Here is a 25,644-nt window from a genome sequence, read left to right on the forward strand (position 1 = left end):
TCGGCCCTGCAGCCCTGCGGGCTTTGGTCTGGCGCTGCGCGCCACGGCTGCGCAGCGCTGGGCCGCTCATCCTTTGTCCTTTTGCTATCGTTCTGCTTCGGCCCTTTTGGCCGTCCCTTTCAATGGTATTCCTCGCTGTGCTCGTCATTTGTTATCATGACCCGCCCACCCACCCCTCTACGGGATTCCTTAGGGAATCCCTTGGGGAGCTGGGCATTTTGGTCCAGGACAGGCGGCTGTGCCGCCTGCAAAGGGCCGAAGGCCCGTGGCTGAGGGGCTGGAGCAGGGCCGCCGCAGGCGGCAGACCCAAGGCTTTTGAAGCGAAGCGAAAAAGCCTGCAGGGCCGAGCGAGCAGCGAGCTGCGGAACGGCCCGACCCGCCCGCAGGGCGGGGCAGCCCCAAAATAAAAACCTTCAAGCTCCTTTCTCCCTTAAAATTACTGTTGCCTTTAACCTCTAGTTAATAGTAGCTTAGTATCTTGAGTTCACTATCTTAGTCAAAACTACAAGCACCTACCTTAAAATAACGATGATGAAAAAACTACTCCTTGGCCTCCTGCTGCTTCCTTTGGGTTTAGCAGGCCAAAGCCTTACAGATGATTTTAGCGATGGAGATTTTACTTCTAATCCTAGCTGGACCGGAGACCAAGCCCAGTATACCATCAATGCCAACAATGAATTAGCGATCAACGACCTTGGTAATAGCAGCAATAGTAGCCTTTATGTGGGGGCGAATATGCAAGATAGCACCGTTTGGGAGTTCTTGATTAAGACGGATCTTTCGACTTCGGGACCTTCGGGTTCTAATAAGGTGCGGATTTATCTTCAAATTGACCAGGCGGATGTCAGTGCCAACCTCAATGGTTATTATTTAGAGTTTGGTGAAAGCGGCAGCAATGATGCCCTAGAGCTTTTCCGCATTAGCAATGGTTCTTCCAGCAGCTTAATTCGTGGAACAGATGGCCAGATGGCGGGGCCCAGCAATAATGTCCGTGTTCGCATCAGTCGAGACAATTCGGGCAACTGGGAACTCAGCGCTGATTATAGCGGAGGAACTAGTTTTGTTGCTGAGGGAACGGCCCAAGATAATAGTCATAATGCAGGCAGTTTTTTTGCTATTCAGACCTATTACTCTTCTACTCAAGGCGATCGTTTTTCCTATGATGATATTTCGATTTCGCCTCTTTTTGTGGACCAGCAGGCGCCCAGTTTACTTTCGGCCTCAGCGGCCTCTGCTACTAGCCTAGCCGTTCTTTTTGATGAGCCTTTGGATGCCACAACGGCCAATAATGCGGCAAACTATAGTTTAGATAATGGCATTAGCGTCTCGGCGGCACAAATTGATGGGCAAAATCCCAATCAGGTGAATTTGACGGTAAGCAGCCTACAGTCTCAGACCACTTATCAGCTAACCGTCAATAATGTGGAGGATCTTGCGGGCAATGCCTTGAGCAACCAAAGCACTACTTTCACTTATGTACAATTGGTAACTCCTGCCTATCAAGATCTCATTTTTAATGAGTTGATGATTGATCCTTCTCCCGTAGTAAATCTACCCGAGGCGGAATTTATTGAAATTTACAACCGAGGAACGGGAGCGGTGGACCTCAGCAATTACGAGCTGATCCACCGCAGTGCCAGCAGCGGCACCGAAACCAGCCGTACATTGGGCAGCTATATCCTTTTGCCCAATGAATATTTAATTTTACATAATGATGTGGCCTATACGACAGCTGCTAACCAGCAACAAATTCCAGGCTTTCCTTCGTTAAACAATACCAGCGCCTATTTGCTACTCAAAACGCCCGCGGGCCAAATGGTCGATAGTATTTTGTATAGCAGCGATTGGTATCAAGATGAGAGTAAAGATGCTGGAGGCTGGACCTTAGAGCTAATCAACCCCAATTTGGTCTGTAAAGGGGGCAACAACTGGCTGGCGTCTAATGATGTGAATGGTGGAACTCCTGGGGCGGCCAATTCGGTCTTGGATAATACCGTAGATACTACGGCCCCCATCATTATCGAAGCTCGACAGGCCTCAGTCAATCAGGCTGTTTTGGTTTTTGATGATATTTTGGATGCCCTAGTGGCTACAGATATCGCTAACTATACGGTAGATAATGGTTTGAATGTCGTTTTTGCCCAGCTTTTAGATCAGTACACCGTAGAGCTGACCTTTAATAGCAATATGCAAAGCCAAAATACCTATACCATTACCGCTAGCAATGTGGGCGACTGTGTAGGGAACTTGGCCACTAGAACAGCTAGCTTTGTCTATTATGAAGTAGAAGCGGCAGTGCATTATGATATCCTCATCAATGAAATTCTAGCTGATGCTTCGCCTTCGGTAGGCTTACCAGAACTCGAGTTTGTAGAGCTTTACAACCGCTCCGATAAATATATCAATCTCCTCAATTATCGCTTTAGTGATGGGACCAGCAGCCGAGACGCCGTTTTTCCCTTCTATATTTTGGCTCCAGGCGAATACCTCATTATTAGTGGAGAAGAGCAGGGCCAATCTTATAGCGATTTTGGTGCAGCATTAGCTTTCAGTACTTTTCCTGACTTAAATGCAGGAGGAGAGCTCATTACGCTAACTGCTGCTAACGGAAATATTATTGATGCTGTAGATTTCAGCTCTGACTGGTATACTGAAAGTAGTAAAGCAGAGGGTGGCTGGACCCTTGAGCGCATTAACCCTAACCGTCCTTGTGAAGGGGCTAGCAACTGGATGGGGTCTATTGCTCAACCGCCAACGTATAGCACAGTAGGAGGAACTCCTGGACAAGAAAACTCGGTCTATCAAGACAATCCGGACCAATTTGCACCAGATTTAATTCGTGCCTATCCTTTTGGGGCCAGCATTGCGGCCAATGGGGATAGCATCCGCCTCTTTTTCTCTGAGGCTTTGGATGATACTACTGCCGTAAACTTGGCCAACTTTAGCTTAGACAATGGCCTGATGGTCCAAGAAGCCTACTTGGAAGCTCCCAACTATAATACTTTGGTTATCATTACTAATCAGGGGTTATCAGCGAATACTATTTATACTATTAGCTTGACGAATGGTCTAACTGATTGTGTAGGTAATCCTATTGGTCTAATCAACAGCACGCAATTTGCCTTGCCCGAAAGTATAGAAGCAGGCGATTTACAACTGAATGAGGTCCTTTTCAATCCTGCCACAGGCGGTAATGATTTTGTAGAAATCTACAATGCTTCAGATAAGGTCCTCAACTTGGGCGATCTATGGATTGCGAATACTACAGAAGAGAGTGGTTTGTTAGATGAAGCGAATCGTGTAGTGGGCAACTTACTCATCTTTCCAGGCCATTATGCTGTACTAACAGAAGCTGCAGCTCCTTTAGCCCGTCAATATGCTCGTCCAGTAGGCCAACCAACCCCCGATTTGAGTAAAATGCTAGAAACCGACTTACCTTCTTATAATGATGATGAGGGTACAGTTTTGATTTATAGTGTTAGGAATAATCAAGCGGAATTTGTGGACCAATTCGACTATTCTGAGGATTTTCATAATGCCTTGCTCGATGAGGTGGATGGTGTTTCACTAGAACGCATTGATTTAGATGCTCCAAGTAATGATCCTAATAACTGGCATTCTGCAGCACAGGCGGCTGGTTTTGCGACGCCGACTTATGAAAATAGCAGCGCTTTGCGCAATGAGATTTTGGGCCAAGAATTACTTGAGTTGCCCAACAATACCTTTTCTCCTGATGGAGATGGTTTTGAGGATTTCTTATTGATTAACTATAATTTGCCAGGACCTGATTATGTGGCGGAGGTAGCTGTTTATGACGCTAATGGCCGTTTCATCAAGCAATTGATTCAAGGCGAAAGCTTACTTCAAGAGGGCTTTTTACAATGGGACGGAAGCAATGAGGCTGGGGAAAAAGCCTTGGTGGGTCCCTATATCATTATTGCCGAGCTGGTTTCGCCTTCTGGAGATACCAAGGTCGAAAAGAAGACCTGTGTACTAGCCGCCAAGTTTTAGATGCTAAGCAAAATGAGCCGTTTAGGCGCTAGTTTTAGATAAGCAATTAGTCATTTCTATGGCTAGTTGCTTATTTTTTGGCCGAGGGGTTTAAGCTGCAGGCTATCTGCACCTTAGAGGTCTAAAGGCTTAATTCAATGAGGGTTTTAACCCACAGTAAACGGCCTAGCGATGGTAGGCAGTGCGGCAAAGCCGCAGACCAAGCGGGCATTGCCCGCGCAGGGCCGAGCGAATAGCGAGATGCCGAACGTAGCGCCGCCAAAGGCGGGAGGCCCCAAAAAACAACTAAATCATAGCGTCCTTAAATAGGAGCGGGGAGAAAGAGAAAAGAGATAAAACTTGCAGAGCGGCTAGATTGGAACTATTTTAGCGCAAAGAGCAATATTCCCCCAATAATCCCATTAAAGGAAAAATATTATGTGGAAAAACTATCTTTATTTAGCCCTGGCTCTATTGATTTTTAGTGCTTGTAATTCTGATAAACCGACTAGCAAGCCTGCTGTATTGGTTGATACAGATAAATCAGTGCAAAGAGGAGAGCAGCCCATGACGGAGGCTGAGGCAACGGCCATGGCAGTGCAAACAGCGATAAAAGAGGGCCTGAGCAGTGGAAAAAGCTTTAAGGAAGCTATTCCTGGATATCAATTTGGTATGCAAGCCGAGGATATTAAGAAAGTGCATAAGAAATTGGCCCGTAAGGGCAAGGCCGAGCGCTTTAAGTCGGGTAAAAGCCGAGAAGAAGGAGCTTATGCCTATCAGTTGCCTGTGGCTGGAGATGCTTTGCCGATCATTTTTGATTTTGACTACAGTGAAGAATCTGGACTTTATGCAGGAAAAGGGCTCATTCGTTTAGAAGAAGGGCAAAATAGCGCTGATGTTTTGAACGTAACCGCCGACCTATTTGATGAATGGTATGGCAAGCCTTCTTTTGAGTTGCCTGTACACAACTATTGTAAGCGATATTTGTGGGTAGAGGGCAACCGTTTGGTCGATTTGGCTTGTGAGCTAGATGGGGTACAGGTTCGCTTTTACAATTTGGAAGAAGGAGTACCTAATCTATTTGATGAAAAGGGCCGAATTCCAGAGCGTCCTATAGATGAAATGGAAATACAATTAGAGGATCAGCCTACTCCTTTGGAACAGTAGGACTTAGCTAGTATAGCACAGAATAGGGCCGATGAGTTGAACTGACAACTTGTCGGTCTTTTGTTTTGTTAGCATCATTTTTGCCTATGGCAGAGTAATTCTTTAATTAAAAAAGCAAACATGAAAAAGTTATTGTTTTTTGTATTGACACTATTTGCTGTACAGGCACAAGCACAAATTGGCCAGGGATTATTTGCTGGCGGAGGATTGGGAATTACTGTTGAAAGTGGTAAGTCTGAATTTGGTAATGTAACCATAGATGGACCTACAACTACGGGCTATTCTTTTTCTCCACGCGTAGGATACTTTTTTACAGATAACATTGGTGCAGGGCTAGAGCTTATGGTATCAGGTGTGAATACATCACTAGACGATGATAAAACTACTTCATCGATTGTTGGTGTGGGGGTATTTGGTCGTTATGCGATTGGTTTGGGCGAAGAAGAAAAATTTGCTATCGTTGGAGATTTGAATATTCGCTATATGAGCCAAACTGGAGAAACAAAAACAGGGAATATAACTGTAGAAGATGATCCCATCAATACAGTAGCTGTAGGAATTGCTCCTAGTTTGTTGTATTTCCCTACACCTAAAATTGGTCTAGAAATGGGCTTGGGGAATATTATCTCTTATGAGAATCAGGTAGAAAAAGTTAACGGTGGAGATGATAAGATCACTAGTAATACTTTTGAGCTATTGAATCTTAATAGCTTGAATTTGAATATTAGCGCGAGTTATTACTTCAATCGCTAGTTCAGGTTAATACTAAAAAAGAAGGGGCTGTCGGATCATCTGACAGCCCCTTTACTATATCTGTATGGCTTTAGTTTTCTTCTACTAGGCTTTTAACTTCGGCCAAAGCAGCGGGAATTCCCTCTGGTTTTTGTCCGCCAGCAGTAGCGAAGAAAGGTTGTCCACCTCCACCACCTTTGATGTGGCTAGCAGCTTGCTTGATCCACTTGCCCGCATTCCAGCCTTTTTCTTGAGCGAGCTCTCTGCTCATAGAAATAGTGAGGCTGGCTTTTGCGCCATCGGCAGCGGCTAGAACGACTACAGCTCTGGGGAGTTGTTGGCCGATCTCTTGACAAAGTTGTTTGATGGCATCTTTATCAGAAACGGAAAGTTGTCCACTGACTAACTGCACATCGCCAATTTTTTGGGCTTGGGCCAAAAGATCTGCCTTTTCAGCCTGTGCTTTTTGTAGCAAGAGCTGTTCTAGTTCCTTTTGTAGAGCTTTTTGGTCCTCAAGGAGTTTGTCAATAACCGTCAAAAGCTTTTTAGGATTATTAAAGCGGCTTTTCACCTCAGCCAATTCTTGACTTTCGGCACGCAAGTACTCTTCCGCAGCATCAGCAGTTAGGGCCACAATACGACGAACACCAGCAGCCACAGAGCTTTCTTCTCGAATCTTGAATAAGCCAATAGTTCCCGTAGAAGAAACATGACAACCGCCACAAAGCTCTTTTGAATAGCTATCATCGAAGGTAATTACACGGACATGATCGCTATACTTTTCGCCAAATAGCATCATCGCGCCCTCTTCTTTGGCTTGCTCAATGGGCAAATCTCTTTGCTCTTTGAGGTTGATATTTTCGCGAATCTTTTTATTGACAATGCGCTCTACTTCTACAAGCTGTTCGGCGGTCATTTTCTCAAAATGAGAGAAGTCGAAACGGAGCAAATCGGCATTGACCAAAGATCCCTTTTGTTGTACATGATTGCCCAATACTTGGCGCAAAGCAGCATGTACAAGGTGTGTAGCCGAGTGGTTGTTTTCGGTTAGGCGACGTTTGGGCGCATTGATCTCTGCTCGTACGACTTGATCCAGTTGCTCTGGCAATTTAGTCGTAATCGAAATGATTAGGTCATTTTCTTTAAGGGTATTGATGACGGGGATTTTCTCCTCGCCAAAGTAGAGTAGGCCGGTATCGCCTACTTGTCCCCCGCCTTCTGGATAAAAAGGCGTTTGTTCCAAGACCAATTGGTATTGAGTTTTCTTTTTTACGACCACTTTGCGGTATTTGAGCAAGCGGCTTTGGCAGCTATCTTGTTCATAGCCTACAAATTCGGCCTGTCCTTCTTCCAGGACCACCCAATCGGCTACATCTTTGGCGGCATCTTCTTGCGAGCGTTTTTTCTGCTCGGCCAAAGCGGCTTCAAATCCTTTGAGGTCTACGGTCCAGCCTTTTTCGCGGGCAATCAACAAGCTCAAGTCGATAGGGAAACCATAAGTATCAAAGAGTTCAAAGGCAGTTTCGCCAGGGATCTCGTTATTTTGAATCTCCAATTGCTCAATTCGCTTGAGTCCATTGGCCAAAGTGCGCAAGAAAGATTCTTCTTCCGACTTAACCATTTTGCAGATGAAGTCTTCTTGAGCAGCCAGCTCGGGAAATACCTCTTTGAACATTTCGGCAACCACAGGCACCAATAAGTGAATCATAGGTTCTTGGCGATCCAAGAAGCTAAAGTAATAGCGTACGGCTCGGCGCAAAACACGGCGAACGACATAGCCCGCTCCTGTATTAGACGGCAGCTGCCCATCGGCAATAACCAAAGCTACGGCCCGAATATGGTCCGCAATAACACGCATGGCAATATCGCTAAGTGCTTTGGGCGAATAATCATCCTTATACTCAAAACCACTCAACGCCTCAATTTTTTCAATGATGGGGCTGAAAAGGTCGGTAGTATAGTTGGAGGTTTTATTTTGAAGCACCATACAAAGGCGCTCTAGGCCCATTCCAGTATCAATGTGCTTGTTTTTGAGAGGTACCAATTTGCCATCGGCCATGCGGTTAAACTGCATAAAGACCAGGTTCCAAATCTCAATGACCATAGGATCGTCCATATTGACCAACTCCTTGCCATCCTTAGCAGCCCGCTCTTCATCCGAACGCAAATCAATATGAATCTCGGCACAAGGTCCACAAGGTCCCTGATCGCCCATTTCCCAAAAATTATCTTTGCGGTCAAAGCGGAGAATACGCTCTTTGGGCACCCATTTGGCCCACATTTTTTCGGCTTCCTCATCGGCAGGGAGATTATCTTCCTCATCGCCAGCAAAAACCGTAATATAAAGGCGCTCTTTATCAATGCCATAGCGTTCTGTCAGCAGTTCCCAAGCCCAATCAATGGCTTCTTGCTTAAAGTAATCGCCAAAAGACCAGTTGCCCAACATCTCAAAAAGAGTTTGATGGTAACTATCACGGCCCACATCTTCCAAATCATTGTGCTTGCCCGAAACCCGCAAACACTTTTGGGTATCGGCTACACGAGGGAAAGGACTATCTTGATGGCCCAAAAAGTAATCTTTAAACTGCGCCATGCCTGAGTTGATAAACATCAGGGTAGGGTCATTTTGGTTAACGACAGGAGCCGAGGCCACAATCTGGTGGCCCTTGCTTTCAAAAAAGTCTAAAAACTCTTGTCGGATGGCTTTTGCTGTTTTCATAAACGCTCTAAAATACTAGTACTAAGTTTTCGGATTCAAATGATCTGCAGGATGATTGGGGGCTGCCCCTCGCCTTTGGCTCGGGTCGGGCTGTGCCAGGGCTCGCTATTCGCTCGGCCCTGCGCGGGCTTTGCCCGCTTGGTCTGGCCTTCGGCCACCCTTTTCCATCCCTCAGCCTGCGGGCGCTTCGCGCCCTGCTAGACCTTAAAAAAAGACGCCGAAAGATAGGGTTTTTCAACTCAAAAAATGCCCTAAGTAGTTAAATCCCTGCCTTAAAGCGCTAAAATTTGTCCTTTAAGTGAATATTCTTAATTTTGCTTGGCTTTTTCGCAAAATTAGAAATGATATGTCTAAAGATAAGTTTATATACAACCCGCATACGCTGCGTTACGAGAAGGTAAAGGTCTCTAAACGCAAGCGTTATCTGCAGTTGGCCCTCTCTATTCTCCTGATTGTTAGTTTTTCTGTGGGTATTGTTTACCTAGCTTCGGCCAAACCAACAGATGATAAGCAAGAGGCCCATGAGTTGCAGCTCATTAAGTCACGCTATGAAGAAATGACTAGCCAATTGGACCTGATGGAGGAAGCCCTAGAAAACCTGCATGAAAGAGATGTGGCCATTTATCGCCAAGTTTTAGAGCTAGACCCCAATGATGAAGCCTATTGGACAGGGGGACGAGGCGGAAGCAATAAATATGCAGGCCTAGAAAATTTATCTGATTCAGAACTCATTAAAGAACTTTCAGAGCGGGTCTTACAAATGCGCCAGCGGCTGGCGCTTATGGCCAAGGCTCAGGAAGAAGTTCTTTTAGCCGCCAAAGAAAAACAAGAACTTTTACAAGCTATTCCCTCAATTCGTCCCGTGCGCAGACTACAGCGCCGCATCGAGTATCTTTCTGGTTTTGGTTACAGAAAGCACCCTATTTACAAGATATTGAAGATGCATACGGGAATTGATTTTGGTGCGCCTACGGGAACGCCTATTTATGCTACAGGAAATGGAAAAGTGGCCAAGGTGGTCCTCAAGCGGACAGGCTATGGCCGTCATGTTATTATTGATCATGGACATGGCTATAAAACCCTCTACGCACATATGTCGAAAGTAGAGGTAACCGCTGGCGATAAGGTAAAAAGAGGCCAAATCATTGGCCGAGTAGGAAATACAGGGGCTTCTACGGCGCCACACCTTCATTATGAGGTGGTGCATAAAGGCAAAAAAGTGAATCCCTTGCCCTTCTGCCGAGATGGTTTAGATAATCAAGAGTATAAGGAGTTTATCCAATACGCTTCGCAGCAAAACCAAGCGCTTTCTATTCATCAGTAAGTTTGCTTTTTGCGGTTTTGCAGGCCCTTTAGGGCCGCAGGCCTAGCGATGTGTAGCAGTGGCCCGTAGGGCCAGACCAAGCGGGCGCAGCCCGCACAGGGCCGAGCGAATAGCGAGCTGCAGAACGTAGCGCCGACGACCGAAGGGAGGCGGAGGCCCCAAAAAATCCCCATAAAAAACGATTAGGATGAAGCCCAAAGAATTAGCAGAACAGTTAGATGTATCGACGGCCACTTTGCGTAATTGGGCCAGAGAGTTTGCCTTTTTTCTTGGGAAAAAGGGGCGTAAGGACACGGATTATACGGAGCATGGCGTGCAACGCATGTTGGTGGTTAAGTACCTTTTGCACGAAAAAGGCTTTACGGTGGAAGGGGCCAAAAAGGAGATTCATCGGCGGGCAAATTTGGATCATAGCCACAAGCAGATGATTGAAAAACTAGAGGAGATTCGCCATTTTTTGCGGCAATTACAAACTGATTTGTCGGCTCAAGAAGGGGAGGATAAGGGCATTTAGGGCCGTTCTTGCTTGAATATGTGGGCTATGGCCGCAGTTGGGCAAAAGATGTTGTTCTTTGTCGGTGCTTCCCAAACCCTCAAAAATATCGCTCAGGTGTTTGGGGCTAGCGTATTCATCTGCTTCGCCTTGCAAAACAAAGGCGGGAGCCTGAATTTGCGGTAAAAGCTGAGCGATATTCCAAGATTTAAAATCGGCGCGCAGCCAAGTATCGGCCCAGGCCGAAAAAATACGAGGACTTTCTGTTCCATGGTATTTCCCCAGTTTCTGAATAATTTTCGGGAGCTGGGGATTGTTTTTTACGGCAAGAATACCGGCCAGTGTCACTTCCTCGACATAAATATGAGCGGCCAAAACGGCTAGGGCCTTAACGGCATATTGGGCGGCATAGGCTAGGGCGATGCTGCCGCCATCGCTATGACCGATAAGAATAGGCTGTTGGACCTGAAGATGAGAGAGCAAGGCATGTAGTTCTTCCACCCCACCTTTTTCCAGATAATTTTTGGGGCGGGGGAGGGGCAAGGGATCAGATTGTCCATAGCCTCGGCGTTCATAGAGTAGAATGGGGCAATTTAGGGCTTGGGCCAATTCATCGGGCCAGCCCTTCCAAAGAGGCAAAGCCCCTAGGCCCTCATGCAAGAGGACCAAAAGGGGCTTTTCGGGGGCAAAGTTGCCTATAATTTGGTAATGCAGTTGATAATCTTGGATTTGAAGAAAGGCAGACAGACTCATTATTGAATAATCGTTTCGATAGAATTAGCTCGTAAAAAGGGGCGCTTTTCGCCTGGGGCTCCCCAATAGATACGGGTGTTGGGCAATATTTTTTTTAGGGCCTTAATCGCTTGTTCATTGACGCCATTTTCCTCTTGCCAGATGAGCACTTTCAGATGTTTGAAGCGCTCAATACTTTTAGGGAGGTTTCGGCGGCCTAAAAAAGAGATATCGAGTACCTCTAGATTGGGCAATTGGGCCAATAATTTAAGGTTGTCATCTAGGGGAAGTTGGTAGCAGCCAGCAATGCTCAGTACTCTTAGCGAGCTCATTTGCCGAATATTCAGGGCAAATTGCTGTAAGGGTAGGCGTTGCAAAAGGAGCTTTTCTAATTTGGGGAGGCGATAAACGGCGCTGGGAAGATAGCGAAAATTATTGTAGGCACCAGCCATAGAGCGGTGGCTATTGCTGAGGTCTAGGCTGCGCAATTCTCTTAATTGGGAAAAGCCCGTGGGGAGAAAGTTCAGTTTGTTATCGCGCAAGCTGAGATTTTCGAGTTTATTCAGCCTATAAATGCTGTTAGGGAGCGTCTCCAGCTGATTAGAGCTGAGGTCTAGGCGTTTTAGGGATTTGCATTGATAAAGGGCCGTAGAAAAATGCTTGATCTCGTTGTACTTCAGCAGTAGTTCTTCTAGTGCTTGTAGGCCTCCCAATTCTTGGGGGATTTCCGTCAATCCGCGGCTAGAAAGATTGAGATAGCGTTTTTCGGCCATAGCGTCGGCTCTCATGGGAATATTAAGGCCCATAAGGTAACGGATTCGCGCTTTGCGATCGCGTTCTAGTTGGTAGAGGAATAGTTGAACCTCTTCTTCCGTTTTGCCATAAGGATAATTGAAGCCCTCTTGTCCTTCGAGCTGGGCAAAAATGCTATCGCTATAGTTGGGATAGGCATTATTGAGGTAGTCAGGATGATCCGGGCGCAAAGGGTGCCCTCTCCAAAGGCTATCCTTTGGATATTGGTAAGTGCTTGGTTCTTCCACCAGAGCTACGGGCTCGGCAGGCATTGTTGGTTGGCAGGCCAAAAAGAGCAGGAGCAGGCTGAGTGGCCAGCTCCTGCGGGCCCAAGGGGCTATGGTTTTAATTGACTTTCCAGTTTTGATAGAGATTCTTCAAATTACTATTTTCTTCTTTCTCTATAACCGCTTGTAGGGCCTTTTGAATTTCCTCATAAGGCGCTTTTTCAAAATAAGCTTTTTGCAAATCGTATAGGGCATTGGTGGCCGCATAACGATGCCAAAGGTCATTTTCTTTGTTGCCTCCAATTTGTTGGAGCTCTTTTACTTTATCCAAAGTTAGTTTATCATCAGCAATGGCGACCAAGAGTTTTTGGTATTGGCCAAAGAAGCTAATGGCTCCATAATTCTCGGTTTTTTTCCAGTTTGCGCTGAAGAAAGGCAAATATTTGCGCTCTCCAGTTTGGCCATAAAGCTCGGCAATACCCATAAGTAGGGTTGGGTTTTGTTCTTGCTCTAGCTCTTTGGCTAATTCAAGGGCCAAGTTCTGGTCAATTTGCTGAATAGCTTTGAAGGCGCCATAAATGACGCTATAGGCTTCGTCTTGCTTAGCGATTACTTTTTTGACAGTAGGCAAAATGCTAGCGTCGCCCAAACGGCCAAGCTGCTGAAGGGCGGCCATGCGCACTTGAGAGTGAGGATCTTCCTCGGCCATTTTGCTCAATTTGGCAATTAGGTTTTTTGTCTCTTCTTCAGATTGGGCTTTGACATAATCGCAAGCCATAGCACGAATGGGCCAAGCAGGATCTTCTAGGGCAGTCCAGAAAAGTTTGCGCATGGCTTCTTCGCCTTGGTCGTACTTGATTTTTTGCAAAGCATCATAACGATCTTGGAAACGAGGCGAAAGGCTATATTGAGCTGCCCATTCTTCTTTAGTTTGTTCTTCAGTCCGTTCGGCTAAGAGCATGCGTTCTTGGTCTACAGCGACCCAAGTAGGGGCTTCTTTCAAGGGAAACTCAAAGCGCTGTTTTTGTTGGTCCATACGGATTTGCTTGATTAGGGGCAAATCTCCAGCAGAAGGGGTATAAATCGCCAGTTCCATAGGCAAGATAAAGACCGTACTTTTGGTGTAATCCTGTGTTTGCTCAAGTTCTAGAACCAAAGTTTTACTACTATCTGAATAGCTGCGTTTGATTTTGAGTTTGGGGTGTCCCGCTTTATAAAACCATTGATTAAAGAACCAGTTGAGGTCTTCGCCAGTCACTTCTTCAAAGGCGAGGCGAAGCTCATCTGCTTCGGCAGCGCTGTATTCATTTTTGTGTAAGTATTGCTTGAGGCCTTCAAAGAAAGCATCATCCCCTAAATATTTGCGAAGCATGTGTAAAATGGCACCCCCTTTATTATAGCTGTGGGCGTCAAACATATCTTCCTTATCTTCATAGCCATAATGAATAAGCGGATGGGCATCATCCTGCAAAACGGCTTGGTTCATATAGCCACGGACCTCATTCATGCGGTTGTAGTCGGCAAAGTCGCGGCCATAACGATGTTCAAACCAAAGGTATTCACCATAATTGGCAAAAGACTCATTGAGTGGGAGGTTGGCCCAGCTCTCACAGGTCACCAAATCGCCAAACCAATGGTGCATCATTTCATGGGCCACTACGCCTTCATTGGTGGTATTATCAATCAGTTCTCGGCTAGTTTTCTGCATATACTCGCCAAAGATAACGCCTGTCGTATTTTCCATAGCGCCAGAAACATAATCGCGCACAACCACCTGAGAGTATTTGGGCCAAGGATAATCATAGCCTAAACGGGCCGAAAAGAAACTGAGCATTTCGGGCGTTTGTGGAAAAATAGCTTGCGCATGTTCTGCATATTTGGGCTCTACATAATATTCGAGCAGTTTGCCATTCCATTCTTCTGTACTGCGGGCAAATTCTCCAATAGCCATCATAAAGAGGTAGGGCGCATGGCCCTGATCCATTTTCCAGTGATCCGTTCGGCTGCCATCGGCATTTTTTATCGAGCTAATGAGCAAGCCATTAGAAAGGGTCTGAAAACGATCTTGAACGGTAATTTTAATTTCTTGGGTGGTCCTTTCGTTGGGACGGTCAATAGTAGGAAACCAGCAAGAGCTAGATTCCGTCTCGCCTTGGGTCCAAATCTGCTGAGGCTTATCGGGATCTTTCCCATCAGCATTGATAAAATAAAGTCCTTTGTCCGCCGTAATAGCAGCACTTCCCCCAATCGGCAATTCATCGGGTTTGGCCGTATATTCTACCAAAATCTGATAGCTTTCTTCTCGGCTATAACTACGATCCAATTGAATAAATAGATTCTTTTGGTCCTCATATTTATAGCTTAGCGCTTTTTCTTGCCCGCCCTGCAAAATGGCCACTTTCTGAATATCAAACCCCTTGGCATCTAAGCGAAGCGAATCAGTAGGATAAAAAAGAGGTTTGATTTTCAATCTCGCTTTGCCCAAAAGATGCTTTTTATTCCAATCAAAGCGAACTTCCAAATCCGTATGTAGCAAATCATTGCGGCGCGTATAGCTAGGGTTGTAGACGGCCCGCTTAAAATCTAAGCGATTGGCAGTCACTTCTACGGGCTCTAGCTCATAGTCAATATATTCTACAACTTCGTCTTTTTTTACTTTCGAGCTGGTTTTACAGCTCGTTCCCATCAGCGCAAGGCCCATGAGGCTGCCCCAAAAGAGGGCTTTTTTAGAAATCTGTACCATACTATTTTTATCCACTACTTTTTTTGATGAGTTTCAATCTTACAGCCAAATTGGCTTTTCAAAGATACAAATTTCTATAAGAAGTAGATAGGGGCTTTGGGGCCCGCGGCCGCCCCTAAAAGGGCGGGCGGCGGGCGCTACGTTTCGCAGCTCGCTCTTCGCTCGGCCCTTCGCCAGCCTTGCTGGCTCGGTCTGGCCCTGCGGGCCACTGCTGCACATCGCTAGGCCAAAAAAAAAGGGGCTGCAATGCTTGCAGCCCCGAGTTCAAAGCGAAAATGTTGATTGGCTTACTCTTTAGTCCTTTTTTTAAAGGCTTGCATTTCGTCGCCAAAGTCATTAAACTTCTGGAAGATATCTTGCCCATGGTTATCGGGACAGTTTTTGGCCAATAAACTATTGAGCATATCTGTATACTTTTGTCTTTCTACTGCAGGCTCGCCAGCTATTTCTAGTAGTTCTTGAGTAGAGGCAGCGCTTAGATTATTTTTCTTTGCATCTCCCAAGCATTGGCTAAAGGGTCGAGTATTTAGCATAATTTTTCGTACTTCTAGCAGCCTCTCCTTAGGATTTAGATCTTCTTTGTTTTGGGCTTCTTGGAGCAAGGCAATGGCTTTATCTAAGGACAGCCGTAGCGTTTTTTCTTCTTGTTGCAGGCAGTTACAAATGTCAAGGGCCATGCTGTCTAGTTCTGTTAGGGCGCCTGGACTTAGCCTAGCCATATCGGCTTCAACAGAAGAGCTTTCCTCTTTTTGGGCCAAGGCTTCTTTTGGGCTGGCCAGCAAGAAAAAGTTAATGATTAGGGCCGTAAATAGGTGGCTACTAAATAAACGCATAGCTGTTTTGGGCTAAAAGATGAAATAAAAATAGGGCCTGCAATTTCTGCAGGCCCTATAGAATTAGGTATAAGGTTTATCGCTAAACTTATTATTTACCTTTATTTTGTAGTGCTTGCATTTCTTTACCAAAGTCTATAAACTTTTGGAAAGTTTGTTGTTCCTTAGGGCAGTTTTTACCCAAGAAAGCATTGATAATTTCCATCTGTTTCTCATCTTTTACTTTAGGGTCAATATCTTCTCCAAGAATTGTTTTCATTTCAGCATCGAGCATTTCTTCATTAATCCCCTCACTTACTTTCTGGAAACATTCGCCAAAGGCTTTCATTTTGGCCATAGAGCCCATGAGTTTGCCCATTACTTCCATGGGGTCAGTATTTTCTTTGTTTTGAGCTTCTTTGAGCATAGGAAGAGCTTCATCTACAAAAGTGCTGAGTTCTTCGCCATGTTGGCTAAGACACTTACAGGCGTTAGCAGACATTTTGTCCATTTCGGCTTTGGCTTCCTCACTCATTTTAGCAATCTCAGGATTGCTTGTGGTTGGATCCTCTGTTGTTTTAGGTTCTTCTTTAACCTCTTTTTTAGGTTCTTCTTTGTTGTCTGCTGCTTCTTTGGAGGCGGGAGTTTCTCCGCCACAAGATAGGAGAAAAAAACTAGTCATGAGGGCGATAAGCAGGCTGCTGCTAAATAAACGCATAAGAGTAAGAGTTAAAATATGAAATAAAAAAAGGACCTGCGGGAACTGCAGGCCCTATAGGATTAGGCATGAGGCTTATAGCTAAGCTTATTATTTACCTTTATTCTGAAGAGCTTCCATTTCTTTACCAAAGTCCATGAACTTCTGGAATACCTTCTGCTCGTTGGGGCAGTTTTTACCCAAGAAAGCATTGATGATTTCCATTTGCTTTTTTTCTTTTACTTTGGAGTCAGCGTCTTCACCAATAATTTTTTTCATTTCTCCGTCTAGAAGTTCTTCATTAACGTTGTCTCCCACTTTTTGGAAACATTCGCCAAAGGCTTTCATTTTGGCCATAGAGCCCATGAGTTTGCCCATTACTTCCATAGGGTTAGCATCTTCTTTAGTTTGAGCTTCTTTGAGCATAGGAAGAGCTTCATCTACAAAAGCGCTGAGTTCTTCGCCATGTTGGCTAAGGCATTCGCAAGCGCCAGTAGACATTTTGTCCATTTCGGCTTTGGCTTCATCGCTCATTTTAGCGATATCGGGATTGCTAGCAGTGGGGTCACCACCTCCACAAGATAGGAGGAAAAAGCTAGTCATGAGGGCTAGAAGTAGGCTGCTGCTGAATAAACGCATAATTGTAAGAATTAAAAATGATAAGATTAAATAGGGTTTGAGCACAATTAGAACAATGCTTTTGTACTGGAGCAATCAGCCCAGGGGCTTCAAAACATGGGTTGTAAACTGTCTCATTTGATTGAACAAAACCAAATATAAGGCTTTCAAATTATAGCGGCCACTTTTTTTTTAAGGAAAGCTTAAATATTATTTTCCCATAATCATTTAATAAGGTGAAGTTGTTGTAACTAATTGTTTTGCTTATTAGAATAACTGGCCCTTTGAGATTGGCCTAGCGATGTGCAGCAGTGGCCCGCAGGGCCAGACCGAGCCAGCAAGGCTGGCGAAGGGCCGAGCGAAGAGCGAGCTGCGAAACGTAGCGCCCGCCGCAGGCGGGAGGCCCCAAAAAATAAGTATTAGTTCTTCCTAGATTGTTGCCAAAAATAGTTTTGCATAGCCTAGCGAAAAGCCTATCTTTACAAGCTTTTCTATTGTGAACGACCTTGAGCGATTAGCGGATTAAGCTTTGGGCTCAAGCTAAAGGAAAATTAGACGATGGGCAAAAAGATTGAGATTCGGGCCGACTATGAACTATTTTCTTCTGCTGAAGAGTTGCCAGCCCCAGAGGCTGCTCTTTTGGCTAGGGCGCATGACGCCTGCGACACGGCTTATGCGCCATATAGTGAATTTAGAGTGGGGGCTGCTGCACTTTTAGAAAATGGAGAGATTGTTTTGGGGAGTAATCAGGAAAATGCTGCTTATCCATCTACTATTTGTGCTGAAAGAGCGGCATTATTTTCGGCTGCGGCCCAATTCCCAGGGGTAGCCATACAGGCGGTGGCCATTCGGGTAAAAACAGCGGGAGAGCGGGTGGAGCGCCCTATTTCTCCTTGTGGCGCTTGCCGACAAGTATTATTTGAATTTGAGTGGCGACAAGAACGGCCGATACAATTATTATTGCAGGGAGACAAAGGGGATATTTATCGAGTTGCATCGACAAAGTTGCTCTTACCTCTCTTATTTGACCCAAGTTTTTTATAGAAAAAAGATGTTAAGTAGAAATTTCCGTATTCCAGAAGGGCTTTTGGCCCTAGATTACTCTTCTGCAGACGAGCAATGTTTGCGCTATTTGCAATTTTTGCAGCAATATGTGCGCATTGATCGCCTAGAATTAATGCATGTCGTCAAAAAGTCAGGCTTTTTTGAACAACTTTTTGGTGGAGATGCCGAGCGAATGCGGAAAATTTTTCCTTCTGCTTCCGAGCAAGTAGAGCGAATGAAAGCTTTGGCGGAAAGTTATTTGGGCCAAACGAACATTCAGTTGGCTTATGAGGTGGAAGATGGACAGCCATTGGAGGAGCTCTTGGAAGAGTTGGAGGAGCAGCGGACCGAACTGTTGATTTTGGGCAAAAAGCCTTTGGCCGAAGGGGCCGGAGTGCTTAGCCGAAACTTGGCACGTCGATCACCTTCTTCTTTGCTTTTTGTGCCGCCTTTGGCCAAAGAGCTCAAGCTAGAACACTTTATGGTGCCGCTCGATTTTTCAGAAAACTCAGGTTTGGCGCTACAAGCGGCCTGCGCTTTGGCGCGTCGCCTGCCTCAGTTGCCACAGATAGATTGTGTGCATGTTTATCGCATGCCCGATCCACATATTTATAACATTAATCAAACGCAGGCAGAGTTTGAAAAGTTACTTTTGGACAGTACGCAAGAGGCTTATGCCAGCTTTTTGGATAAATACCTGCCCAATGATTTTCAACGCCCTAAGCTGCAACTAATTCAAAGACAACGGCTGAGTACTGCTGGACATCTTTACGATTGGGCCGAGGACCAACAACCCGATCTCATCTTTTTAGGGGCGAAGGGACATACCGCCCTCAAAACCCTTTGGCTGGGTAGCGTAAGCGAAAAAATTATTCAACTTAATGAGGCTTTTCCCTGTTTCATTATCAGATAACCAATAGCATTATGGCCAACTATATAGATGCCGAACAATTGCGGGAACTCTTGCTCCCTTTGGGCTTTATTGAAGAACAGGGGACTCAGGAGGAAGCGCTCATTTTTTGGCGCCGACTCGAAAACCGAGATCTGCGCTCTCCCTTTGCCTTTAGCCATTTGCGGGCTTCTTTGGACCACTATGTTTTTCGTTTGGAAGGCTGGAACCAAGGCCGCTTAAAAAAAGCCGCTAAAGCCGAACTGATCGTTTTGGAAACGCCTGAAGATTTAGAGCCTTATAAGGAAATTATTTTGGAAAAGGACCGAAATGCAGGCGAACAACTTCCAGCTTTTATTGGCTTTTTTGCTCAACAATTACAGGCTTTAGAAGAAGAAAAACTGAGTAGCCCAATGTATAAAGCGGCGCTCAAAAATTTAGAACTGATGGCTCAAGCAGCCAATCAGGTAGATTTAGAATAAGTGAATTATGTTATTAGAAATTCATCCCGAGAATCCCCAAGCTCGAAAAATTGAGCAGGTACTTCAGGTCCTAAAAGATGGGGGCGTGATTATTTACCCCACCGATACCGTTTATGGCTTAGGCTGTGATATTACCAATGCAAAGGCCGTGGAACGAATCTGCCGCATTAAGGGCATTCAACCCAAAAAGGCCAATTTATCTTTTATTTGCGCCGATCTCAGCGATATTTCTAATTATTGCCGCCCTTATTCTACTTCAATTTACAAGTTAATGAAGTCGGCTTTGCCTGGCCCTTTTACCTTTATCTTAGAAGGGAATAGTAGCTTGCCCAAATTGCTCAAAAATCGCAAGAAAACCTTGGGCGTTCGGGTACCGAATAGTCCCATTGTCCGCGACCTAGTATTGGGGCTTGGCCAGCCCCTGCTTTCTTCTTCCATCAAAAACCTAGATGAGGAAGACGATATTATCGAATATCCTACCGACCCCTACGAAATTCATGAACAATACGAACATCTAGTCGATTTGGTCATTGATGGCGGCATTGGTGGCAATCAACCCTCTACGGTAGTGGATTGTACACAAGACCCGCCCGAATTGATCCGCCAAGGATTGGGTGAATTGAACTTATAAGTCATGACAAAAGAAAAATGGATATTGGGCCTTGGGGCCATTTTTGGCGCTTTGGCCGTTATTTTAGGCGCTTTTGGGGCACATGCACTCAAGGCGCAAATTACACCCGATCGACTAGAGATTTATCAGTTGGGCGTGAGCTATCAGTATTATCATGCCTTGGCTCTTTTGGCCACTGGCGTTTGGGCGCGCTTGGCTGCAGCCCCAGCACTAAAATGGGCGGGCATCAGTTTTGCCATGGGGATTCTACTTTTTTCGGGCTCGCTTTATCTTTTGGCTTTACGCGATTTATTCGGCATTTCGGGCAGTTTATTGGCCGTTATTGGCCCACTAACCCCTGTTGGCGGCCTCTTTTTTATTGGCGGCTGGTCCATATTGGCCATTAAAGCGTTTAAGTAGTTTTTTTTGGGGCTGCCCCGCCCTTTGGGCGGGTCGGGCCATTTCGCAGCTCGCAGGTCTGCTCGGCCCTTCGGCGCAAAGCGCCTCGGTCTGCCGCCTGCGGCGGCCCTGCTTCAGCCCCTCAGCCTGCGGCGGCTTCGCGCCTGCAAAACCGTTTAGAAGCGGTATTGCTGCGCAATCTTATAGGAATAAGAGGAATTTGAACTAGTTCAAATTATCGTAAAAGCGATTCTATTTGTTTTTCCAATACTTCTTCAAGGCTTTCACTATAGCCTATTTCAATGGCTATAACTTGCTGTTTGGCATCTAATAAAATAAATGTTGGAGCAGAAATTATATTGTACTGTTTGGCTAGGTCTTTATCAACTAATGTAGGGTAACTGATCTGCTTATATTCCATATGTTTTTTTATCTGATCTGGATGATCTACATGGTTTACGCCTATAATACAAAGCCCTTTTTCTTTATACTTTTGATGTAGCCGCTCCAAAACAGGCATTGATTTTAGGCAGGGATAACATCCTCGATACCAAAAGTCAAGTAGTACTATTTTTCCCTTGAGTTTCGATAACTCTACTATATTACCATCTGTGTCATGAGCTTTCCAATTGCTAACGGTTTGTCCAATTTTAAGCGTCGGCGCTAACTTTTCAGGATCAACCTCTTTAGGCTTATGTGGAAAATACTTATTTAAAATTTCTTTTTCTGCAAGGGCAATGCTATCAACAGCATCTCTCGTATTATGGATCTCAACCTCTTGGATACTAGCTTCCTCATATTGAGACATGTTCTCAAATTCTAATCGTAAACTATATTTTATGGGAATAAAATCTGCCATAACACAAGTGACGGTAGTATGAATGTTGTAAATTTCGCCACTATTTTTTGTTAATCGATGTATCGTAAATGCATGAGGCTCATCTGCTTTTTCAATCCATAAAGAGTCTACATTTTTTAAAAAATTCTCCCAAAAGGCAAATTGATAAGGTTTGAATATAGCCTTATCTTCTTTGTGTTCGTCCATTGTTTCAGGAGTATCATAAAATGCATAGCTGATGCTAGAGTGAAAACCCAAAATAACCGCATCAGGCCTGATAATTTTTGTAACATTTGTATCCAAAATCATATAAGTACTAGCATCTAAGCTGTCATTAAGCGTTTTAGGGTACATCGTCACCTGCTTTTGCCCTTGATATCTCAGGGTATCCTCAGAAAAAAACTTAAAGTGATTTTTGATGCTGTACTTCCTCATGCTAGTCGCCATAATTTCTTCTTTCCTATGGCTTATTACTTCATCAATAGTAGGTAGCTTATCATCAGCTGTAAGAATCTGGTCGATTTCATGAGCTGGCAGCTGAGCCAATACGGTAGTACAAAACAGTACCTTATTTAAGAGCAGAATTAGAATATAATTTTTCATAGGATTGAACTGATTGTGGTGTTTGTAGGTGGATTTTAGATATATTAAATATTTTTTTTAAAAAAAAGTGAAAATAATAATGATATTTTGGGGCTGCCCCTCGCTTCGCTCGGGTCGGGCTGTCTCGCAGCTCGCTGATCGCTCGGCCCTGCGCCGCCAAAGGCGGCTGGGTCTGGCGCTTTGCGCCACTGCTGTCCATCCCTCAGCCAGTCGCTTCGCTCCTCTAGAACGCAGGAGTTTGGACCAAAAAAAAAGCAGGAAAAATGATTGACTTCATTTTTCCTGCTTTTGTATTATTATGGGCCTTGAGCCTATAAGGGATCAAGTTCAATAAGCACTTGATTTTTATCTACCGCTGCGCCCTTATCCACCTTAATGGCTTTAATTATGGCATCGGCTGGGGCCTTAATCACATTTTCCATTTTCATGGCTTCAAGGATGAGGACCGCCTCATCTTTTTTCACTTCTTGGCCAACTTCCACCATCAGATCGAGTAATAAGCCAGGCATAGGCGCTTTAATATCATTGACCTTAGCGACTCCTACTTTTTCAAAGCCAAGGCGTTCAGCCAAAAGGTCAAAACGGTCTTTTGCGGCTAGGGTATAGGTGTTTTGTCCAATGCGGATTTCAAAGCTCTTGCTAGTATAATCTGCTGAGATTACTCTAGCCGTATAAGAGCGATTTTGGTAAAGGATATGAAAGGCCTGCTCTTCTAGTTGGACCAAGTCCCAGTTAAAGTCTTTGGGATCCAATTCTAGAAAGTCCTCTTTAGATTGATGTTTAATTTGGTACATAGTACTATGCTTTTCCGAGCTGAGTCAAAAAGTAAATTTCAAAAAGCGTGAAGCAGAAGTATACCCAAAAGAAGGGCAATACAAAAAGCTGATCGGCTGGTTTAAAGGTATAAAAATAGGCTAAGACCAGCGAAAGACTGAGCAGCATTTTGATACTAGTTTGCATCATAAAGACTCGGCTAAACTGCAATTGGTCTTTACTTTGGCTAGCTTGTCGGGCCCAAAAAAAGCAAAGCCAGCTAAAGAGCACAAAAAAAAGATAGCTAGCCCAAGCGAGGCCACCATAGACGGCAAAGCGGGGCCAAAACCACTGAAGGCCCAAAAGACTAAGGGCCACAAAGGCCGAAACGCCTAGTAGGCTAGAATAAAACTGTGATAACTGCATGACTATTCTTCTTCCGGATCTTCTGGGGGACTTTCGGCCAAGATTTGGCGAATAAACAGATAGAGGGCCAAAAATACAGCACCCAAAGAGCCAATAACGACAAATAGGGGCTTAGTTTCTAGGTATTTATCTAAATATACGCCAGCAAAAGAACCCGCGGCAATGACCAAGGCCATTTGCACGCCCATACCAGAGTACTTCATGTAGCTCTCTATGGCTTTTTTGTTCTTTTTGAGGGCTTGGCCCTTTTTATTTTGGGGATTGGATGCCATGCTGTAGATTCATTTTGCAGGCGCCATTCATTTGGGCCCCATCTTCTACGGCAAGTTTAGAGGTTTCTAGATCGCCTTGAATTTTGGCCGACTTTCGAATATCTAGTAATTGTTGACAATAGACGTTTCCTAAAACTTGGCCCTCAATGATGGCATTTTGGCAATGAATGTTGCCTTTGATAACAGAAGTTTGGCCCAAAACCACCTTCGCTTTACAGCGAAGGTCCCCTTCAATGCGTCCATCTACACGGATGTCAATAACAGATTGCACATTTCCCTTTACAATAGAGTCGCGGACTAGGCTATTATGAGAAACGGCGGCAGTTCGGGCGGCTCGTTCTTTATTTTTATTGCTAAACATAAATGTTGAGGTTAAGAAACAAAGCAAAAAAAGGCTGTCTGTTGAGAGACAGCCTTTTTAGCCAGTAGTTTTGCGGCAAAGCGAGAGGCTCTGGGCAAATATACTAGCCTACTATTTTGATTTAGCCGATTTTTTCGGGCTAAGCGTTACATGCATACGGCGATCCTCCATTTTTGGGGGATAATCAGTCACACTCAATTCGCCTAGTTCTTCAACAAAGCGTTTGAGTAGGGTACGGCCACGGTCTTTAAAGACAATAGAGCGTCCTTTAAACTGCACATAAGCTTTTACTTTTGCGCCATCTTCTAGGAAGCTTTTGGCATGTTTGAGTTTGAACTCAAAATCATGATCGTCGGTATTGGGACCAAAGCGAATTTCTTTAATGACGACCTTAACCTGTTTGGCTTTGAGTTCTTTCTCGCGTTTTTTGCGCTCGTAAAGGAATTTTTTCAGGTCGATGATTTTGCAAACGGGAGGCTTCCCGTTAGGCGAAATTTCTACTAGGTCCAATTCCAATTTATTGGCCCAAGAAGCGGCGATGCGCGTTTTCACTACGGAACCGCTTTCGATTTCTTTGCCAGCGATTTCGCTAATCTCATCAAAGTTGTCGCCTACCAAGCGAATTTCTGGTACGCGAATATTATCATTGATTCTGTATTCAGAACCTGGTGTATCTCTCCGATTGTATTTTCCTCGGTTTCTGTTAATTCTTCTAGCCAAACAACTAAGTAATTTAATGAAAAAAATGAATAGAGAAAGTAGACTTTATCCGCCTGCCTTTCTCTGCTTGTTGCTTCAAAAGTACTAAAAAAAATTGGCTCTCTTTATTCCTCTTCAGCGTTTTTTGCATCTTCTAAAAAGAAGAGCTATCTATTTTAGCTAAATTTGATGAGTTTCCCTAATTTATTGAACCTTATTTAGCGGTTTGGAGCGAGCGTAGCGAGCTGGCTGAGGGATGGACAGCAGGGCGGCGAAGCCGCAGACCCAGCAAAATGAGCGTAGCGAAATTTTGCGCAGGGCCGAGCGAATAGCGAGCTGCGAAACAGCCCGACCCGCCTAGAAGGCGGGGCAGCCCCAAAAAACAGAACATAAAACAAAAAAGAAATGAAAAAATCCCCTGTATATTCCCCAGATGAATTGGCTAAAATTTTACTTTTAGAAGAGTATAGTTTGCCTTATGATTATGAAGATGGGCAGTTATTGTTGACCGAAGAGACGGCTGAAAATCTGGCTGTTTTACTGCAGAAAGAGCAGGAAGAAGGGCAGCGCTATGAGATTTTTGCGGAATTTGATTATCGGCAGATGTTTGATAATCTTTGTGCGTTTTTGGATGCCCAAAAGATTCCCTACAAAATTTGGGAAAAGCAGCAGGATCCTGGCGAAGATTACGCTAGGGCGCCTGCTTTGAAGGATAGTGCCTTTTATGTTTATTTGCGATTGGTTGATTTTGAGTCTACGCAGGCGCTTTTGCGAGAGGAGGCCAAGGCGCAAAGCATTTATAAAGAGGCGGATTATCATTTGCGGCGATATAGTGATGAGGAATTAATGGAGATTTTGGAGCGGCCAGAGGACTGGCAAGTTTTGGATGTGGTGGCCGCTCGGTATTTGCTCAATGAAAGAGGCCACAATATTACAGAAGAAGAGGTGGAGTTGATGCGGCAACATCGGATGATTGAGTTGCGTCAACCTCGGAAATTGACGGCCAAAGAGCGACGAGATGGTTATTTAAGTGCGATTTTCTTGGGGCCATTAGGCCTTTTTTGGGGCTATCATTACTATTCTGATCGGCGATTATTACCCAATGGACGAAAAGTTCTTAATTTTGCGCCCCAAGCCAGAGCTGAGGGGATCCAAATGATGATGATTTCATTGAGTTGGAGCCTGCTGCTAGGCCTTATTTTATATTATTTGTTATAAGTTT

Annotated in this window: 24 protein-coding genes; 11 read left to right on the forward strand and 13 right to left on the reverse strand. The window is 44.8% G+C overall.

Annotated features, from left to right (window positions below; translation table 11 throughout):
* The first annotated feature begins 528 nt into the window (after nt 1-528).
* The 3 genes from PPO43_RS10660 (at nt 529) to PPO43_RS10670 (ending at nt 5,910) form a co-directional block, all read left to right on the forward strand.
* Nucleotides 529-4,011 carry a lamin tail domain-containing protein gene (locus tag PPO43_RS10660; protein ID WP_272617604.1) on the forward strand — a complete coding sequence of 1,161 codons (3,483 nt, stop codon included), beginning with the start codon at nt 529-531 and terminating at the stop codon, nt 4,009-4,011.
* 417 nt (nt 4,012-4,428) lie between these two features.
* Complete coding sequence (locus tag PPO43_RS10665) at nt 4,429-5,157, forward strand: hypothetical protein (RefSeq protein ID WP_272617605.1); 729 nt, start codon at nt 4,429-4,431, stop codon at nt 5,155-5,157.
* Between the two features lie 144 nt (nt 5,158-5,301).
* Nucleotides 5,302-5,910, forward strand: coding sequence for a hypothetical protein (locus PPO43_RS10670; RefSeq protein ID WP_272617606.1), 609 nt, complete (start codon nt 5,302-5,304; stop codon nt 5,908-5,910).
* Nucleotides 5,911-5,980: 70 nt separating this feature from the next.
* Here the strand turns inward: PPO43_RS10670 and alaS are convergent, their stop codons facing one another.
* Entirely contained in the window at nt 5,981-8,608 is a 2,628-nt protein-coding gene (alaS, locus tag PPO43_RS10675) for an alanine--tRNA ligase (RefSeq protein ID WP_272617607.1), read from the reverse strand.
* Between the two features lie 346 nt (nt 8,609-8,954).
* Here alaS and PPO43_RS10680 point away from each other — a divergent pair, with 346 nt between their 5' ends.
* Together PPO43_RS10680 and PPO43_RS10685 are read left to right on the forward strand one after the other, a co-directional pair.
* Nucleotides 8,955-9,932, forward strand: coding sequence for a M23 family metallopeptidase (locus PPO43_RS10680; protein ID WP_272617608.1), 978 nt, complete (start codon nt 8,955-8,957; stop codon nt 9,930-9,932).
* Between the two features lie 187 nt (nt 9,933-10,119).
* A complete protein-coding gene (locus PPO43_RS10685; RefSeq protein ID WP_272617609.1) occupies nt 10,120-10,446 on the forward strand; it encodes a MerR family transcriptional regulator in 327 nt (108 codons plus the stop codon).
* Here PPO43_RS10685 and PPO43_RS10690 read toward each other — a convergent pair.
* The 6 genes from PPO43_RS10690 to PPO43_RS10715 all read right to left on the reverse strand — a co-directional run bounded on the left by PPO43_RS10690 (nt 10,399) and on the right by PPO43_RS10715 (nt 17,067).
* Nucleotides 10,399-11,178: an alpha/beta fold hydrolase gene (locus tag PPO43_RS10690; protein WP_272617610.1), complete on the reverse strand. Its 780-nt coding sequence runs from the start codon at nt 11,176-11,178 to the stop codon at nt 10,399-10,401. The two genes, PPO43_RS10685 and PPO43_RS10690, sit on opposite strands and share 48 nt — an antisense overlap.
* Nucleotides 11,178-12,221, reverse strand: a complete 1,044-nt coding sequence (locus PPO43_RS10695; RefSeq protein ID WP_272617611.1) for a leucine-rich repeat domain-containing protein — start codon at nt 12,219-12,221, stop codon at nt 11,178-11,180. Before PPO43_RS10695 ends, PPO43_RS10690 begins: the two co-directional genes overlap by 1 nt.
* A gap of 73 nt (nt 12,222-12,294) precedes the next feature.
* Complete coding sequence (locus tag PPO43_RS10700) at nt 12,295-14,919, reverse strand: M1 family aminopeptidase (protein WP_272617612.1); 2,625 nt, start codon at nt 14,917-14,919, stop codon at nt 12,295-12,297.
* Nucleotides 14,920-15,206: 287 nt separating this feature from the next.
* Complete coding sequence (locus PPO43_RS10705) at nt 15,207-15,752, reverse strand: hypothetical protein (protein WP_272617614.1); 546 nt, start codon at nt 15,750-15,752, stop codon at nt 15,207-15,209.
* A 91-nt stretch (nt 15,753-15,843) separates the two neighbouring features.
* Complete coding sequence (locus tag PPO43_RS10710) at nt 15,844-16,449, reverse strand: hypothetical protein (RefSeq protein WP_272617615.1); 606 nt, start codon at nt 16,447-16,449, stop codon at nt 15,844-15,846.
* A gap of 90 nt (nt 16,450-16,539) precedes the next feature.
* Nucleotides 16,540-17,067 (reverse strand): hypothetical protein, encoded by a 528-nt coding sequence (locus PPO43_RS10715; protein ID WP_272617616.1) that lies wholly within the window; start codon nt 17,065-17,067, stop codon nt 16,540-16,542.
* 537 nt (nt 17,068-17,604) lie between these two features.
* Between PPO43_RS10715 and cdd the strand changes: the two genes are divergently transcribed.
* Genes cdd through PPO43_RS10740 form a run of 5 tightly spaced genes read left to right on the forward strand, consistent with a single transcriptional unit; the run spans nt 17,605 to nt 20,491 of the window.
* Nucleotides 17,605-18,090: a cytidine deaminase gene (gene cdd / locus PPO43_RS10720; protein WP_272617618.1), complete on the forward strand. Its 486-nt coding sequence runs from the start codon at nt 17,605-17,607 to the stop codon at nt 18,088-18,090.
* A 7-nt stretch (nt 18,091-18,097) separates the two neighbouring features.
* Complete coding sequence (locus PPO43_RS10725) at nt 18,098-19,003, forward strand: universal stress protein (protein WP_272617620.1); 906 nt, start codon at nt 18,098-18,100, stop codon at nt 19,001-19,003.
* Nucleotides 19,004-19,014: 11 nt separating this feature from the next.
* Nucleotides 19,015-19,461 carry a hypothetical protein gene (locus PPO43_RS10730; protein ID WP_272617621.1) on the forward strand — a complete coding sequence of 149 codons (447 nt, stop codon included), beginning with the start codon at nt 19,015-19,017 and terminating at the stop codon, nt 19,459-19,461.
* Between the two features lie 7 nt (nt 19,462-19,468).
* The gene (locus PPO43_RS10735) at nt 19,469-20,092 is read left to right on the forward strand and encodes an L-threonylcarbamoyladenylate synthase (RefSeq protein ID WP_272617623.1); all 624 of its coding nucleotides are present in this window, start codon (nt 19,469-19,471) and stop codon (nt 20,090-20,092) included.
* A gap of 3 nt (nt 20,093-20,095) precedes the next feature.
* Nucleotides 20,096-20,491: a DUF423 domain-containing protein gene (locus PPO43_RS10740; RefSeq protein WP_272617625.1), complete on the forward strand. Its 396-nt coding sequence runs from the start codon at nt 20,096-20,098 to the stop codon at nt 20,489-20,491.
* A gap of 214 nt (nt 20,492-20,705) precedes the next feature.
* Here PPO43_RS10740 and PPO43_RS10745 read toward each other — a convergent pair whose 3' ends face one another.
* The 6 genes from PPO43_RS10745 to infC all read right to left on the reverse strand — a co-directional run bounded on the left by PPO43_RS10745 (nt 20,706) and on the right by infC (nt 24,443).
* Nucleotides 20,706-21,911 (reverse strand): TlpA family protein disulfide reductase, encoded by a 1,206-nt coding sequence (locus PPO43_RS10745; RefSeq protein ID WP_272617627.1) that lies wholly within the window; start codon nt 21,909-21,911, stop codon nt 20,706-20,708.
* A gap of 311 nt (nt 21,912-22,222) precedes the next feature.
* Nucleotides 22,223-22,705, reverse strand: a complete 483-nt coding sequence (locus PPO43_RS10750) for an acetyl-CoA carboxylase biotin carboxyl carrier protein subunit (protein WP_272617628.1) — start codon at nt 22,703-22,705, stop codon at nt 22,223-22,225.
* A gap of 4 nt (nt 22,706-22,709) precedes the next feature.
* On the reverse strand, nt 22,710-23,090 hold the full coding sequence (locus PPO43_RS10755) for a hypothetical protein (protein ID WP_272617630.1): 381 nt from the start codon (nt 23,088-23,090) through the stop codon (nt 22,710-22,712).
* A gap of 2 nt (nt 23,091-23,092) precedes the next feature.
* A complete protein-coding gene (locus tag PPO43_RS10760) occupies nt 23,093-23,362 on the reverse strand; it encodes an AtpZ/AtpI family protein (protein ID WP_272617631.1) in 270 nt (89 codons plus the stop codon).
* Nucleotides 23,340-23,723: a bactofilin family protein gene (locus PPO43_RS10765; protein ID WP_272617633.1), complete on the reverse strand. Its 384-nt coding sequence runs from the start codon at nt 23,721-23,723 to the stop codon at nt 23,340-23,342. The genes PPO43_RS10760 and PPO43_RS10765 overlap by 23 nt, the downstream gene beginning before the upstream one ends.
* 111 nt (nt 23,724-23,834) lie before the next feature.
* Nucleotides 23,835-24,443 (reverse strand): translation initiation factor IF-3, encoded by a 609-nt coding sequence (gene infC / locus PPO43_RS10770; RefSeq protein WP_272617635.1) that lies wholly within the window; start codon nt 24,441-24,443, stop codon nt 23,835-23,837.
* Between the two features lie 384 nt (nt 24,444-24,827).
* Here infC and PPO43_RS10775 point away from each other — a divergent pair, with 384 nt between their 5' ends.
* Entirely contained in the window at nt 24,828-25,640 is an 813-nt protein-coding gene (locus tag PPO43_RS10775) for a hypothetical protein (RefSeq protein WP_272617637.1), read from the forward strand.
* The last annotated feature ends 4 nt before the right edge of the window (nt 25,641-25,644 follow it).

The sequence above is a fragment of the Saprospira sp. CCB-QB6 genome (genome assembly GCF_028464065.1).
In the GTDB taxonomy this organism is placed as follows: Bacteria; Bacteroidota; Bacteroidia; order Chitinophagales; family Saprospiraceae; genus Saprospira.

Coding starts and splice junctions, on each gene's coding strand:
- PPO43_RS10660 (WP_272617604.1), top strand. CDS start 529: ATGATGAAAAAACTACTCCTTGGCCTCCTGCTGCTTCCTTTGGGTTTA.
- PPO43_RS10665 (WP_272617605.1), top strand. CDS start 4,429: ATGTGGAAAAACTATCTTTATTTAGCCCTGGCTCTATTGATTTTTAGT.
- alaS (WP_272617607.1), bottom strand. CDS start 8,608: ATGAAAACAGCAAAAGCCATCCGACAAGAGTTTTTAGACTTTTTTGAA.
- PPO43_RS10680 (WP_272617608.1), top strand. CDS start 8,955: ATGTCTAAAGATAAGTTTATATACAACCCGCATACGCTGCGTTACGAG.
- PPO43_RS10685 (WP_272617609.1), top strand. CDS start 10,120: ATGAAGCCCAAAGAATTAGCAGAACAGTTAGATGTATCGACGGCCACT.
- PPO43_RS10690 (WP_272617610.1), bottom strand. CDS start 11,178: ATGAGTCTGTCTGCCTTTCTTCAAATCCAAGATTATCAACTGCATTAC.
- PPO43_RS10695 (WP_272617611.1), bottom strand. CDS start 12,221: ATGCCTGCCGAGCCCGTAGCTCTGGTGGAAGAACCAAGCACTTACCAA.
- PPO43_RS10700 (WP_272617612.1), bottom strand. CDS start 14,919: ATGGTACAGATTTCTAAAAAAGCCCTCTTTTGGGGCAGCCTCATGGGC.
- PPO43_RS10705 (WP_272617614.1), bottom strand. CDS start 15,752: ATGCGTTTATTTAGTAGCCACCTATTTACGGCCCTAATCATTAACTTT.
- PPO43_RS10710 (WP_272617615.1), bottom strand. CDS start 16,449: ATGCGTTTATTTAGCAGCAGCCTGCTTATCGCCCTCATGACTAGTTTT.
- PPO43_RS10715 (WP_272617616.1), bottom strand. CDS start 17,067: ATGCGTTTATTCAGCAGCAGCCTACTTCTAGCCCTCATGACTAGCTTT.
- cdd (WP_272617618.1), top strand. CDS start 17,605: ATGGGCAAAAAGATTGAGATTCGGGCCGACTATGAACTATTTTCTTCT.
- PPO43_RS10725 (WP_272617620.1), top strand. CDS start 18,098: ATGTTAAGTAGAAATTTCCGTATTCCAGAAGGGCTTTTGGCCCTAGAT.
- PPO43_RS10730 (WP_272617621.1), top strand. CDS start 19,015: ATGGCCAACTATATAGATGCCGAACAATTGCGGGAACTCTTGCTCCCT.
- PPO43_RS10735 (WP_272617623.1), top strand. CDS start 19,469: ATGTTATTAGAAATTCATCCCGAGAATCCCCAAGCTCGAAAAATTGAG.
- PPO43_RS10740 (WP_272617625.1), top strand. CDS start 20,096: ATGACAAAAGAAAAATGGATATTGGGCCTTGGGGCCATTTTTGGCGCT.
- PPO43_RS10745 (WP_272617627.1), bottom strand. CDS start 21,911: ATGAAAAATTATATTCTAATTCTGCTCTTAAATAAGGTACTGTTTTGT.
- PPO43_RS10750 (WP_272617628.1), bottom strand. CDS start 22,705: ATGTACCAAATTAAACATCAATCTAAAGAGGACTTTCTAGAATTGGAT.
- PPO43_RS10755 (WP_272617630.1), bottom strand. CDS start 23,090: ATGCAGTTATCACAGTTTTATTCTAGCCTACTAGGCGTTTCGGCCTTT.
- PPO43_RS10760 (WP_272617631.1), bottom strand. CDS start 23,362: ATGGCATCCAATCCCCAAAATAAAAAGGGCCAAGCCCTCAAAAAGAAC.
- PPO43_RS10765 (WP_272617633.1), bottom strand. CDS start 23,723: ATGTTTAGCAATAAAAATAAAGAACGAGCCGCCCGAACTGCCGCCGTT.
- PPO43_RS10775 (WP_272617637.1), top strand. CDS start 24,828: ATGAAAAAATCCCCTGTATATTCCCCAGATGAATTGGCTAAAATTTTA.